At 42.0% G+C, this 13887-nt stretch carries 9 protein-coding genes and 3 tRNA genes; 1 reads left to right on the top strand and 11 read right to left on the bottom strand.

The features are described from left to right. Positions 1–146: 146 nt before the first annotated feature. From I6E61_RS01975 to I6E61_RS01925, 11 genes are all read right to left on the bottom strand, one after another. Positions 147–983: a ComF family protein gene (locus I6E61_RS01975; protein WP_197128963.1), complete on the bottom strand. Its 837-nt coding sequence runs from the start codon at positions 981–983 to the stop codon at positions 147–149. A gap of 24 nt (positions 984–1007) precedes the next feature. Further along, a complete protein-coding gene (locus I6E61_RS01970) occupies positions 1008–2477 on the bottom strand; it encodes a phospholipase A (protein WP_197128961.1) in 1470 nt (489 codons plus the stop codon). 405 nt (positions 2478–2882) lie between these two features. Continuing rightward, entirely contained in the window at positions 2883–5030 is a 2148-nt protein-coding gene (dsbD, locus tag I6E61_RS01965; RefSeq protein WP_197128959.1) for a protein-disulfide reductase DsbD, read from the bottom strand. 191 nt (positions 5031–5221) lie between these two features. Beyond that, positions 5222–5776, bottom strand: a complete 555-nt coding sequence (locus I6E61_RS01960; protein WP_197128956.1) for a protein-disulfide reductase DsbD N-terminal domain-containing protein — start codon at positions 5774–5776, stop codon at positions 5222–5224. A 611-nt stretch (positions 5777–6387) separates the two neighbouring features. Beyond that, on the bottom strand, positions 6388–7488 hold the full coding sequence (locus tag I6E61_RS01955; RefSeq protein WP_197128954.1) for a hypothetical protein: 1101 nt from the start codon (positions 7486–7488) through the stop codon (positions 6388–6390). A 289-nt stretch (positions 7489–7777) separates the two neighbouring features. Continuing rightward, positions 7778–8713, bottom strand: coding sequence for an AraC family transcriptional regulator (locus I6E61_RS01950; RefSeq protein WP_197128952.1), 936 nt, complete (start codon positions 8711–8713; stop codon positions 7778–7780). 288 nt (positions 8714–9001) lie between these two features. Next, a tRNA-His gene (locus I6E61_RS01945) sits at positions 9002–9077 on the bottom strand. Between the two features lie 39 nt (positions 9078–9116). Next, positions 9117–9193: transfer RNA gene (locus I6E61_RS01940), tRNA-Arg, on the bottom strand. A 96-nt stretch (positions 9194–9289) separates the two neighbouring features. Beyond that, positions 9290–9366 (bottom strand) — tRNA-Pro (locus I6E61_RS01935). Positions 9367–9600: 234 nt separating this feature from the next. Further along, positions 9601–11109 (bottom strand): McrC family protein, encoded by a 1509-nt coding sequence (locus I6E61_RS01930; protein ID WP_227685626.1) that lies wholly within the window; start codon positions 11107–11109, stop codon positions 9601–9603. A gap of 15 nt (positions 11110–11124) precedes the next feature. Next, positions 11125–12603, bottom strand: a complete 1479-nt coding sequence (locus I6E61_RS01925; RefSeq protein ID WP_227685625.1) for an McrB family protein — start codon at positions 12601–12603, stop codon at positions 11125–11127. Positions 12604–12930: 327 nt separating this feature from the next. On the opposite strand from I6E61_RS01925, the gene I6E61_RS01920 reads away from it, so the two are divergent. Beyond that, positions 12931–13659: a DUF4442 domain-containing protein gene (locus I6E61_RS01920; protein WP_227685624.1), complete on the top strand. Its 729-nt coding sequence runs from the start codon at positions 12931–12933 to the stop codon at positions 13657–13659. Positions 13660–13887 lie beyond the last annotated feature (228 nt).

The following is a 13887-nucleotide window of genomic DNA, read 5'->3' as shown; positions in this document are numbered from 1 at the left end:
TCATTTTTTGTTATATAGTTTAATTCAATGATAAGAGAAATATTTTGTTAATCGCTAACAAATTAATATATACAGTTTTCATAATATAGCGCTAAGGTAACAAATTAGCAACATATTAGTATATTTCGAGTGGCTGAAAGTAGCTATTAAGGTTGGCTTCCATGTGCTAAAGCATAGGCGGACAGGGAATAATAGTTATTATTACTCTGTTTATTTAACGTGGTTGCTTTTGGTACAGACAGTACACGCCCTAGCGCTTGTAAGCTGGCCCCTGTGGTCGCAACATCGTCAAACAGCAATAAACGTTTGACTGGTGGATTTTTTATTAACTTAAAGGCATTGTCTAAATTACTTAAGCGCTCAGCACGCGTGAGTCCTTGCTGACTAATGGTATCGTCCACTCGCATGATGCCTTGCCACAATGGTATCCGCCAATGCTTGGACAGTTGTGCCGATAAAACACTCACTGGATCGAACCCACGTTTGACCAGTCGTTGATTGGTCGTTGGCATCGCAACCATCACGCTATTACCATGATGACAACCATGTGGCCGTGGTAACTGACGTATGGCATGGAGTAGTATTGGTAGTTTGGTTATGTCTTCGTGATGTTTAAAGGCTCTAATGGCTTGACGTATCGGATAATCATAATAGGTAGCGGCCTGAATAGACAATGAGGTGCCATCAGAAATATCAACCTCGAAAGGCTTTGGCAGCCACATAATACTATGATGACAGTGTGCACACAGTAGTCCTCTATTTAAGCGACTATAAACTTGATTATAAAATTTAGCAGAGAGGGATTTATTATTTGATAGTCTAAATACTGCATTGGTATTTAGTGAATTGTTACTATTGAGCGCTGATTGACTTTGTAATAGCTGAGACTGTGGTGAGCTACGATAAATACGACATAACTGACAGCGTATATCTAGATACTCTGCCAGCCATAGTCCAGTTTGATAGGGCGCTAATCGCCACATAAATGACCATTAATGCCCATGCTACTAGAATCCTTTCCAATCATTGAGAATAACACCAATACCAATAGCGGTAGTTTCGTCATTATAATCGATAAGAGATTCGCCATACCCTTGGAACAACTGTACGTAACCATTAACGTTTTTGCTTAGCGGATAGACGTAGTCAATTTGAGCCGCGCCTTTATTGGTATCTGGATTATAGCGCAAGGTACCACTGATACTTTGTTGATCTGGCAAATCATACAAGAATTTGATATCGCCATAGCCCATATAATCTTCGATGTCTGGGTTATCATCTTGATCTTCATCATCATTGATGCGTGCCCACAAACGAGGTACGACTGAGAAGTTGCCCCACTCAGCACCAGCCATCAAATAAATACGATTCCATGAACGAGACAAAGGATCATCCTGTCCATTTGACTGATGGACTGCACCTGCGCCTAGCATGCGTAAATGGCCACCAAAGGGTAAGTTAGCAGCTACCGGTTGCGTCAAAAACATTTCAGGCTGATAATCAGTAGCCCGGAATGGTCGTGAGTTGTCTTCGTTGTACACTTGCCAATGCGACTCTTGCGTATAACCAAACCATAAATCAGCATTGGTATCGAACAAATCTTCAGCGACTTTGGTTTTCAAAGACAGCTGAAATTTGAGCTCCGTTTCACGTCTATCGTTAGACGTAAATTCGACTGAATCTTGTGATGGTGAGCTTGGACTCAAATTAGGATCAGCGGTATAAAATACTGGCAAGAGATAGTTAGGGTTATGTGGTCTAATAGTCCATGTACCACGCTCACTGTTTTGATCTAGGTCATAAGCAAGACTGAGTGGCGAGTATTTTTCGATATCCGTTTGAGTGACACCAATATTTTCTAAAATCTGCGCTTCAGTTTGGGTTTCACTATTCGTTTCGGTGTTGCTATTTTCTTCTAATTTACTTTTTGCGAGTCGCTGATTGCTGACTAAAATAGTATCCGCATCTTCAACTGTCGTACCACTCATAGCCGTTTCATTCTCAGCAAATACCACTTGTGGATTGCCTGAAATCGTACTTTGAAAAGTTTTTGCCAAATCTAATGGCTGTTTGGTCGTGGTGTAACTCGGTGTCTTACCTTGGTCAGCCACTTTATCGAAACAGGCCAAACGTGCGGCACTATTCTGCACTTGAGTACAATCAAAAAACAACTTCGCCTGCTCAGCAACAAACTCTTTGCTCACTACTTTGCGATTTTGCTCAGCCGTATTTGAAGTTTTTGACTGCTCATCCATAACTTGTGGCTTTTCGTAATCTTCATATTCAAATGCCGTCTCTGGTATTGGCAACTCATTGTAAGTCTGCGTATTGTCGGCAGCATGCACTTGCACTGTTAAGCAGGTTAACGCTATACCGATAGCAATGTTCAAATGATGTTTCTCTGTTTGAAGTAAGATATTTTTTCTCGCTTTGATAAGAGGTATAGATGGGCGCTGTACAATGATATTGGGAAACATAAGTATCCTTTGTCTCACTGGCATCATCGCCAGCAAGTATATGAAGTAATGAATATGACCATTAGCGTCATCGCTAAAATAGAATATGACCAATAATATTCGGATATAAAAGTCCGAAATTATCATTGAATACGCTTCTTCAGCATTGTTGCTTTATTGTAATGAAAATATGGATATTATACTAGCGTTATCGCTGCATAATACAAATGTAGATGTGAATAAAAGACGTTAAACCAAGCGCTTAGTCCTACAATGATAGATAGTTGTTAACAGCATTAAAAAAGCCAACATACTATGATGATAGTATGTTGGCTTTTTCAGATTATTAAGTCTTATCAAAAGACTTGCCAGTATTGTTAATTGAAGGTTATTAATTGCGCGCCATTAACTGAGAGTTATTAATTATCAGTTATTAAGCATCGTCAATGTTTGCTCAAACTCTGAACGACCAATTTCACCCACTTGTTGATTGACCAGTTGACCATCTTGATAATACAGTAAAGCAGGTGGGCCAAATAGTTTATAGCGCCCTAAAATAGCTTTAGAGTCGTCAGTAGTCTCCGTAATGTCAAGTTTGACTAATTGCCAATCCTGCATCTGCACAGGACGATTATGAAACAAGTTCTTGTCCATAATACGGCATTCTATGCACCACTCAGCAGTGACATCTACTATAACTTTTGGATTGGCAGCGATAATGACATCTAACTCAGCCAACGTAGTGACAGTCTGATCCGTCACATTATTAGCAGCTGGCTGACTCGTCGTTGATTGTGTCATCGGTGCCGCACTCAATGACGCAAGCGGATGTAGACTATCATCGTTACCTAACGCTGCACCTACCATCAAACAAGCCGCCCAAATACCTGCGAGCAAACCTAATGCTTGTGTGAGCATTCGGCCTTTACCTAACCAGCTCCACGCCCAAGTCGCTACTACCATAAACCATAGTGCCCACACTATTAGCATCACTGGCGATATAAAGACACGTTCAATTAATAATAACGCCACGGCAAAGAGTAATAAGGCAAAACCTTGCTTGACCCAATTCATCCACTCGCCAGCTTTCGGCATGATTTTTCCTTGGGTTGCACCGATTAGAATAAGCGGAGCCGACAAACCAAACCCAAGCATAAATAAGGCAGCGAAACCGAGCAACGGACTACCAATAGTAGACACCGCTAGCAGCGCACCGAATAATGGTGCAGAGACACAAGGCGATACCACTAAGGCGGACAAGAAACCAGCAACCAAACTACCACCTGTACTACCAAGCTTACTATCACCTGCTTGGCTCAACCCTTGCATTTTGCTACTGATGGCTCGTGGCAATCGGATACTAAACATCCCTAGCATATAGAGCGCTAGTAAAACGAAGACGATCGCAAAACTGATTAGGATAATGGGATTTTGTAGCCAACCAATAATGCCCAATGACTCACCGAACACCGCAATGACAGCGCCCAAAATACCATATGCTGTCGCTACGCCGATGGCATAACTGGTGGTTAAGATAACGCCACGTTTAACCGTTGGGTTCTCTTCACGAGCGACAATATTGGCGACGATAGGCAGCATGGGTAATACACATGGTGTCAAAGCCAAACCAAGACCTGCTAAAAACAGTAAAATCAGTGCTAAGCCAGGATGCGTTCCTAAGCCAAAAGGATCGCTATCGACGACACTATTGGCAGCCGCTACCGTATCACTTTGCGCAGCGTTAGCCGTGCTCTCTCCATCTGCTCCAGAAATTGCATTAGTAGTCATCAGCTCACTGTCTAGAGAGCCTTCATCTAACAAGGCATAATCAATAACCTCATCATCTGCCTGTACTTGCCCTGCATCAGCATTGTCTATATCAATATCATTTTCAGACACCTGTGAACCAGCTGCTAGACTAGCGTTAGTTGCTACGTCAGTATTAGAAGTATTGGTGTTACTTTCTACAGACTGCGACGTTGTAGCAGCGATATTGATAGTCGTGTTAATTTTTTCGGGTGGATAGCATAGTCCTGCCTTGGCACACCCTTGCCAACCAATGACGACAGCGGCATTGTCTACGCTTTTTCCACTCTTATTCGTCAGAGTTGTGGTTGCGACCATATTGATCTGATCAAATACTGGTACCTTTCCGAAGGTGGGATCATCAATCAAGACGGGCTTCTGACTAAAGGTGAACGGTGCTGCTGTCACTCCATCAGGCAGCATTAGCTTGATTTTATCTTTATAAACATAATGCGCAGGCGTGATATCGAAATTAATAGCTAAGCGTGTACCACTACCCGTGGCAGTAGTATCCGTAATGACCTGAAATGCTTCATCGACTGGGAGGAATTTTGGCTGCGCCGCACTCTTACTATTGCCAAACAAGTCACCCAATCCAGCTGCTTGCGTCGTCATGGACGTCGCTGCCAACCCAGTAGCCACTACACCTGTAGGTAACAGTCCTGCAAATAATGAGCTACTGCTTATCGCAAATGCTAGTAGGTAGGACTTCTTAGCAGGACGACTTAGCGTTAGCGATGAGAGGTTTTCTTTTGCCTTAATCGACATGAATGGCTACCTATTTATGACCAATATTCTATAGTTGAATTCAAATAATTTCGATACAAGAAAACCGAGTGCAAGTTATACGTTAGTATGCTTAGCGAGGATGACGATGTAGCGGATTTATATGGATTTGACTATGTTTATGACTATGTTTATGACTATGTTTACGACCAAGAGTTAAATCGACTTACTCACTATCTAACAGCGATATCGACCGTGGTTTTTACCTTTTCTGGTGGATAGCACAAACCTGCAGTGGCGCAGCCTTGCCATCCAATCACAACCGGCACATTCTTGGCACCTTTACCATTATTCGTGGTCAGCATCGTGGTGGCCACCATATTTCTTTGCGTAAACACAGGTACTTTACCAAAGGTTGGATCATCAATTGAGACAGGAGACTGACTAAAATTAAATGGTGAGGCGCTCACGCCTTTAGGAAAACTTAAGGTTAATTTATTCTTATAGACATAGTAGCCTGGTGTAATGTCAAAATTAATTGACAACTGCGTACCTTTAGATGTCGCCTTAGTGCTACTCACTACTTGAAAGGCTTTATCAACGGGCAAAAACTTTGATTTGTTATTACTGTTACTGAACAGCTCACCTAAGCTAGCGGCCTGCGCACTCATGGATGTCATTGACAACCCAGCCATTAACGAAGCACCCATAACGGTAAATGCAAGCACATAATATTTGTTAGCCGGACGCTTTAGTATTGCGGCTGATGTTGACGTTTGGATTGACATGAATGGCTACCTTTGATTGCTACTTTTAATGACTGATGGGGAAAACCTAAACCAGCTTTCTTGTACTCAAATTATTAGAAAACGACTGTCTCATACAAAACTCTATAATGTAAAAACGGTATAGAGCGGCTTTTATTTTATCTCTTGATAAAAAATATCAACCAATAATTGTCTTATTGATTGATTTTGAGCGATAACTCATTTAAACAGTCAAACACCCCGTCTATACGTTATTTTTCTAGTATACCTCTGTGCTGATACTTTCAATAAGAGTAAGTAGCATAATGGCTAATTTCTATAACAATAACTTTTGGATAATGATGGTTGTTTAAAGAAAGCTCACTATAGCTTGATGACTGGTTTTACCATAGTAAAAATGTGACTCAGTCAATAATATACAACAGTAAGCAAATATTAAGAAAGCTAAGGTAAGGTTTAGAGAAGCAGCTATAGTAGATATCCTATAATCAAAGAATGGCTTAAATGTACAGCCTTAACGCTCGCACTAACCAGTCAAAGTCTTTGGCAATTTCAGTTAAAATAAAGCGCCAAAGGATAATACAGCCATATTCAATAATAATATCTAACGATAAATTTGAGAGAGTCAAAACTTAAAGAAGTGGCGTAGAGTCGCTGCTATCTGGCATTATGCCTTGCAATAGCAGAACATCTAAATGCTGTTGTTGCAGTTTTTTGTCGAAATCATTTACCTCTGCAATCAACATTCTTTCGATGCGCTTCTCACTGGCAAACACACTTAATCGCGCACAAATAACCGCCAATTGATAGATACGTTTTTTACAATAGCCATCCAACCCTTGCAACAGTCTCACCATATGCGGAGTCTCGAGACTGGCATAATCATAATCTGCAACGACCGACTGACCCAGTGCCGTAACACCGTAGCTGATAGACAAATGAGCACAGAAATAACAGCTAAATAAGTAACCAACGACATGCCCAATATAATAGCCGCGGTCATAGGTAAAGCTACTCACACCAAAGTGGCCAAGCACATAGCTATTGAGACTGCCTTGATCAAGGATAGGTTTACCATATTTTAGCTTGCCCACAGTTGCAAAACATAACGGGTTGCGACCATCTTGGGTAGTCAGCTGCCACCCTGCTGGTTGTTGGGCTGGCATATGACGGATAATATCGGCAATGATGTCGTCAACCACATGTAACTGCTGCCAAAGACGCTCTAACCCATCCGTATCCATCAGACCACGCTTATCAAGCTGTTGAGCGAGTAAATACTGCTGATGCTCTGCAAACTGTAGCTTGAGCGTTTGTACCAGATAAGTCGGACGTGTGCTGGCAGAAGCCATATATAACAGACGAGTACGCTCGTGCTGAGCCCGATAAAGCGCCACTCGTTGTTCAGCGATATTATTCTGGTTATCAGCAGGTTTTTGCGTCGTCGAATGGCTATGAGCCAATCCAGTAGATGAAGTTTTAGACGTTACTTCAATCCCTACCCCTTCAGCCACCATCTCTTCTGAATTTGGTAACGTAAACAGCGCTAGCAATGTTGCCTTATCAAGTGGCTCGACTATGTTGTCTTGTTCCGTACTTTCTACTAGGCATGGGTTATCCTCAACCTTGTCCGTAGCGTTACTTGTACTTATATTGCTTTGTTTTTTAGCAGAGGCAGCAGAGCCTTTTTGGTTATTGGCTTGTGCGCTTGGCTTTGCGGTCGGTTCAGTCATAACATACCATCAGCAGCAAAAATAAACATCATCTAGACCATACGATATTCCTACCATACAGTGAAATATAGTACGCTAAAAATAAGCACATGTGCCTAGATAATTCATTACTCCATAGTACCTGAACATGAGCACATTGTCAGCCATACATCGTCAAAACATCAGGCGTAACAGTCAGATAAAAAGTCTCTATCGACATCTCATTCATCATAGTTAAACATAAAAAAAGCGCTAAAGGCACAGTGGTGCCCTTAACGCTTTTAACAAAAATGAGTACGGTAATCGCAAGCTAAGCCAGTATTCTTTTTTGATACTGCTGACGATATGCTTTAGGTGATACCCCATAAACGCGCTTGAATGCCTGACTAAAGGTTGAGTCTGACGCATAGCCAACCAGCTCACTAATACGGCTGATACTGTTTTGCTGTAGTCGCAAATAACGTGCAGCCAAGCGCAGGCGATAATCGATCAGATAGGTCAACGGTGGCATCCCAACTGTATCTTTGAAACGTTGTGCAAAGCTTGAGCGTGACATACCGGCTACCTCGGCGAGATTATGAATTGTCCAGCTTTGACTTGGGTCTTCATGCATAGCGGCCAATGCTTTGGTCAGAAATGGATCTTTCATCGCCTTTAGCCAGTTTTCTGTGGCCTCAGGCAGGCTTTCGATATACACACGTAAGCACTCAATCATCATAATACTTGCCCAATGATTGATGACCGCAGTCTTGCCCATGCGTTCACGTTCAGCTTCTAGTGTTAAGAGTTTAATCTCGACGTCGATGACTTCGAACCTACCATCAGAGGCATCATTTATTTCAGGCAAAATCGGAGGCAGTACAGATAATAAAGGACGAATCATTTCTTTATCGTATTTGCATTCAATCAATATCAAAGATGAATTGGGGTCACCATTGCCATTGATTTCAAGCGTATTACTTTTACAACTAGGTAGTAGATCATCCAACGATTCTGCAGCATCACCATGATGGTTCAACGCATAGCTAACATGTCTATGCGCGTTCGGAATCATAATCATATCACCAGTATGTGCCTGCCGCATACCATTACCGACATCAATGCAAAAGCTACCAGACATAACCAAGTAAAACAAAATTGTATCTTGCCGAGTGATGGAATAAGACCAATTGCCAGTACCATTCAGGCGATAATATTTGGTTTCAAACAAATGTACGTTTTGTAACAGTACACTCAATGCATCCATCAGTTACCCCTTCAATAATATAAAATCAGTCGCGTCGTATACACCAACTGTCTTTAAAACCTTATCATAATGCACAACTTAAAAGCTTATCTTTATTGGCTTATATAAGAGCCATTAAGGAATAATGAAGAAGGCACAGAGACAGGTCGCTTATACAGAAGACTTGTCATCAAAACAAATCGTATAGACGCAAAAAATCGCCAAAAGTGGCATATGTTAATTATTTATATGGGGGGTTTATAATGAGGTAAAGCTAGAAATACTAAAGAGAGGTAATGCAGAAAAAATTGGGGCGACTGATGGGACTCGAACCCACGACAACCGAGATCACAACCCGGGGCTCTACCAACTGAGCTACAACCGCCATAACTATTGCCTGATGAGGCAAAATTTGCAGGCTAAATGGTGCGCCTGGCAGGATTCGAACCTGCGGCCACCTCCTTAGAAGGGAGATGCTCTATCCAGCTGAGCTACAGGCGCTCTTAGAGGACTTTTATACATTAAAGTCAGTTCTAAATATACCAGAAACTAAACCATTATACATAAAAAAAAGCCTGTAAGGCTCTTAAAAATAGATGGTCGGAGTGATAGGATTCGAACCTACGACCCTCTGGTCCCAAACCAGATGCGCTACCAAACTGCGCCACACTCCGAAAATTTCTATTATCACGATAGTTTGTTGCTTAACTTGTTATCAGAAATACTGCTAACTCGTTAATGTTCCTCGCTATCGAGGTGCACATATTAAGCGGAAACGGTGGTAGTGTCAACACTTATTTTTAATTAATTTAAAAAATTTCTAAATTATTTCAAAAACACCTACTTTTCATCAAAACAGCTTAAACAAAAAGTCTTTCCTACAACGGCGCTAACCATCGGTAGCGCTATTATACTCGATTCAAGGCCGAACACAAGCGCTCGTTTATCGTTCCAGTAAAGACATTAAATGGCATGAGCCATAACTGAGCAGAATTCATATTATTATCAATATCTTGACCATTCAGAGACCGCTGACTAAGTGCTATCGGTTGTCTCTCATCACCTTGTACAGGATAGACCAACCAGACCTGACCTGCTTGGTAAGCCTGCGCATAACTGGTCAATTGATAAGCGTCACTGGCACTAATGCTCGCTGCGTGGGATAAATACTTCCATTTAATATCGATGACATGACTATAACTGCCTGACGCGTTAATGTGAGAAGCTGCTTCTATATTGTCCTGATCTTGGTGGGCATGGGTATCGGCATGAGTGTCAGTATTAATTGCTGTCTTATATATAAGTAAATCAGGTCGTATAGACAAGCAGGCCTGCCCTTCTGTATCACTTAGCCAGACACTCTGCGCTTGATATAGGGGTCTATAATTCGGACTTACTTGGCTAAACATTGAGGCGATACGCTGGCTGACCCATTGCTCAAAGGCTTGATTCATGTCAATCAATAGGCACAATCGTGGTGATGTTTGTTTGTGTTTAGATGCTTTATTCGGATCAATCATGTGACCCGTTTCGGTATTGGACTGTTGCAATAACCAATAAGCCAAGTCCACCAACTGTTGTATAGCCTGTAATTTTTGCACGTGAAGTGGCAGACCGACTAGCTGTTGCTTTGCTTGATGATATATAGATTCAAGACGCTGCATCTCATGCTGGCTTAGCATAGATATTGATTGCCACGCTTGCAGAGATTTAGGTGTAGTGGATTGTTTTAATAGTGGGCTTAATATCATCAAAGCACTTTTAATCAATCGATTGCCTAGCATGTCTTGGCTCAGCACACTACTCTCACAGACGAACTTATACGGCTGCATGCTGTTATGGCGCAGCTGCTCTTTGATGAGTAGTCGACCTTGTAGCGATGCTTGGTTGTGGGTTTGCGATTGATAATGCTTGGTCGGTTGATGCTGTGCCAATCGCTGCAAAAACTGCGTGACCAGCCAATCTGATAAAGGCAATGCGGCTATCGGTAGTGACGTAAGCTGAGTACTGATCTGGCCTAAATTTTTTGTATGAGGCAGTTTATTGTAGGTTCGATCACGATTACCAATCAAATCAGACATCATACCTTGCACCCATTGACGGGTTTGTGCGAGATCGCTGTCTTGAATAGACGGGTTAAGCTTTGGCAATATCTCTAATACCATGCCGCTAGGCAGGAGAATGATACCGATATAGTGCCCGACTTTCAGCTGCCACTGCCCTTGCTGACGTTTGATGCTGAACACCGAGAACTCTTGTGCCATCAACCAATGAAAATCAGCTATCTGTAAGAAACTATCAGCCGTTAGGCGTTGATGCTCAAATACAGTGATAACGTTCGTATCAGGCTCGCCCATACCACTACGATTGATACTATTGCTGGTGATACTCTGATTTCTTCCATCGTTATTTATCAATTTTTAATAACCCAATTAATATAAACGCTGGTAGACAGCAGGTTTTATAAACTCGCCTATCTTGGCAATTAGGTCGCTATTAACCCTATAGCTACCTGCATTGACTGACTGATCGAGAAATAAGTGATGCCCTGAAAACATCTGATTTTGTGCAGCTAGATTATTTTGATTGGCGATCTGAGCATTTAACTCGTTTGTCATCAATGCTTGGCTGTCCTGAATAAACTGTGCGCTCATTGGCTGCTGCTCATCTTTAAAAATATACTGCAGCATAGTAATTTGTCCTCCAGTCGCTTGCGCCAACTGCGGGATAATTTGTTCGACTAGTACGCCTTGTAGCTGCTCAAGGGTCGTCACTGAAAATAAGAACGCATGACCCAATTGCGCATCCACACCTAGCGTCTGAATAATGCGATGATTTAAACCTGTTAATAGTTTAGCTAAATCTATGGTTTCTGCTTCATTATGTTCTGCTGTACTAGACGTTTCTGAGCCTTTACTAAGACTGATAATTGGTAATAGCTCCGGCTGTGGTGGACAGTCAATAAACCGAAAACGTCGGCGTAGTGCCATGTCTAGTGGTGCTAAAGAGTGGTCTTGGGTATTCATGGTCGCATAAATATCGACATTGTCAGGGACACTAAAAGTACGTCCAGAATAAGCCAGATTCACCGTCATCGCATTTGTCATACCTGTGCGTTTATCGGGTTCGATCAGACTGAGTAGTTCGCCAAATACTCGTGACACGTTGGCACGGTTGATTTCATCAATCAGCATGGCATAACGCTGTTTGGGATTGTTTGCCGCGCGCTGACATAACTTTAAAAATGCCCCATCTTGAATGGCATAACTCATTTGAGATGGGCCGTTATTAGCATTATTTGACTGACCAGAAGCCACCATCACAGGACGAATGCCTTCAACGAACTCTTCATAGCCATAAGCCTGATGGAAGCTCACCATGCTAAAATGCTGCTGACTGAAAGCTTGATTTTGGCTAGTATTATTGTCTTGCTTTGCCTGCTGAAACTCTTCTAGTTGCTGCGATAAATCCGTTAATAACGCCATGCTTTCTGGTAATAAATACCATGCACCACTGTTGTCTTTATCAAAGTAAGCTTGGCCAGCACGATTTTTATAACTTACGGTGTCTGAGCTAGTAGGAGTATGCATTTGCAGCACAGACCATGCCGTATTACTTAAGTGTTTCTCTCGCTCATTCTGCGATGCCTTGGCGACAAAAAACTCATGATTGACAATTTCAGGCACCTTGACCAATTCTTGATTTTTGGATTGTAAATCTAAAAATACTAGACAGACGACATCTCGCCAGCTGAGCGCTTGCAACAGCTGTACTAATAAATCATTAGAATTGGCTCGAGGTAGGTAGTCGGTATATTGCTTAGCAATTTGTAGCAATCGATAGGTTTTACCCGTACCAGCCACACCTGTATAAATAATATTAGTAGGCTTATGAGGTGATATGTCAGGCATAGCGTTATCCAGCAGATAAGGTGTACGTGAGAAAAATAAATAAAGTATGCTAAAACGGCATCATTATAGCGTGACGCTTCACATGACATCTAGCAGCATTATTTTGCACAACACTGCTGCTAGCCAAACTGTTTCTAGTGTCCAAGACATCACCATATCAGTGTTGTTTTATAAGCGCATCAGTTCATTCTAATAATGGTCGGACAGCGGTAGTTAATGTAACATAGTGAGTATAGCGGCTTGCATAATACTCCGTATTTTTCCGCTATGATGATACACGCTACTACTCAAAATCTCATTCAACGCATCTAAGTTAAGGAATTTTGTATGTCAGGTTTATTAAAAAAACTCCCCACCAAGCTGACCAATAAATTGCCAGCTAAAATATCTGACAACACAAGATTGCCAGTCGACAAGCCAACCAGCACACTTAAGCCAATCAGCAACCAATTCACCAAACTGTTATCAGTGACTAAGTACTTGCCTGCCGGTGCACGATCGAGCATCTTGTCCAAAGCCTTTGGCAAAGTCGTGCCATATGTCGGCACGACAGGCGTCTATTATGAAACGGTCAACCCCAATCAGGTGGTTGTCAGTTTAAATAACACCAAGTCTGTACAGAATCACATTGGTTCCATTCATGCAGTGGCCATTACCTTATTGGCTGAAACGGCCACCGGATTTATCTTGGGTTTAAACCTACCCTCTGACCGAGTGCTATTAATTAAGTCTTATTCGGTTAACTTTTATCGCCCCATCAAAAAAGGTCAAATTGCTGCGGTGGCAAGTTTATCTGATGAGCAGCGCTTAAATATCTTAAATACGCCAAAAGGTGAAATGGTTATACCTTGCGTGATTCATGACCGTGAGTCTGACAGCGACCGTGACCCAATCGTGGTTGAGATGACATGGGCTTGGATACCTAAATCTGAGCTAGAGGCCCGTCGTCAAGGCAAAGCGAATGAAAAGGCTGCAGAAGTTGCTACAGTGTCTCCGGCAGAAACAGATACTGAGCAAAGCAGTCAACCAGTGATAAATGACGAAGCCGCTAAATAGCCAATAGTTCATCCCGACTCAATGAGACATGATGCGCTATACACTTTTTATATTTGTATAGCGCATCGTTTCAGTAGTTGATTAAGGTTAGCACTTATATAACCAGCAACAATACTCTCTGTGTAAATATCTAACGTCTTATCCGCTTCTAACGTTTATCTTCAACTATAATATTGTGTAGCCCATCAGCACCTATCGCTGAGGCCTTCTGACATGTACACCCTTCTA

The organism is Psychrobacter sp. NZS113 (assembly GCF_015864825.1).
GTDB lineage: Bacteria > Pseudomonadota > Gammaproteobacteria > Pseudomonadales > Moraxellaceae > Psychrobacter.
The sequence above is the reverse complement of the archived record's forward strand: the minus strand, read 5'-3'. Positions and strand labels throughout refer to the sequence as shown.

Bases quoted from the DNA above. Each gene is read 5' to 3' on its own strand.
- I6E61_RS01925 (WP_227685625.1), bottom strand. From the start codon at position 12,603: ATGCCTGACATATCACCTCATAAGCCTACTAATATTATTTATACAGGT.
- I6E61_RS01970 (WP_197128961.1), bottom strand. From the start codon at position 2,477: ATGTTTCCCAATATCATTGTACAGCGCCCATCTATACCTCTTATCAAA.
- dsbD (WP_197128959.1), bottom strand. From the start codon at position 5,030: ATGTCGATTAAGGCAAAAGAAAACCTCTCATCGCTAACGCTAAGTCGT.
- I6E61_RS01955 (WP_197128954.1), bottom strand. From the start codon at position 7,488: ATGACTGAACCGACCGCAAAGCCAAGCGCACAAGCCAATAACCAAAAA.
- I6E61_RS01960 (WP_197128956.1), bottom strand. From the start codon at position 5,776: ATGTCAATCCAAACGTCAACATCAGCCGCAATACTAAAGCGTCCGGCT.
- I6E61_RS01975 (WP_197128963.1), bottom strand. From the start codon at position 983: ATGTGGCGATTAGCGCCCTATCAAACTGGACTATGGCTGGCAGAGTAT.
- I6E61_RS01920 (WP_227685624.1), top strand. From the start codon at position 12,931: ATGTCAGGTTTATTAAAAAAACTCCCCACCAAGCTGACCAATAAATTG.
- I6E61_RS01950 (WP_197128952.1), bottom strand. From the start codon at position 8,713: ATGGATGCATTGAGTGTACTGTTACAAAACGTACATTTGTTTGAAACC.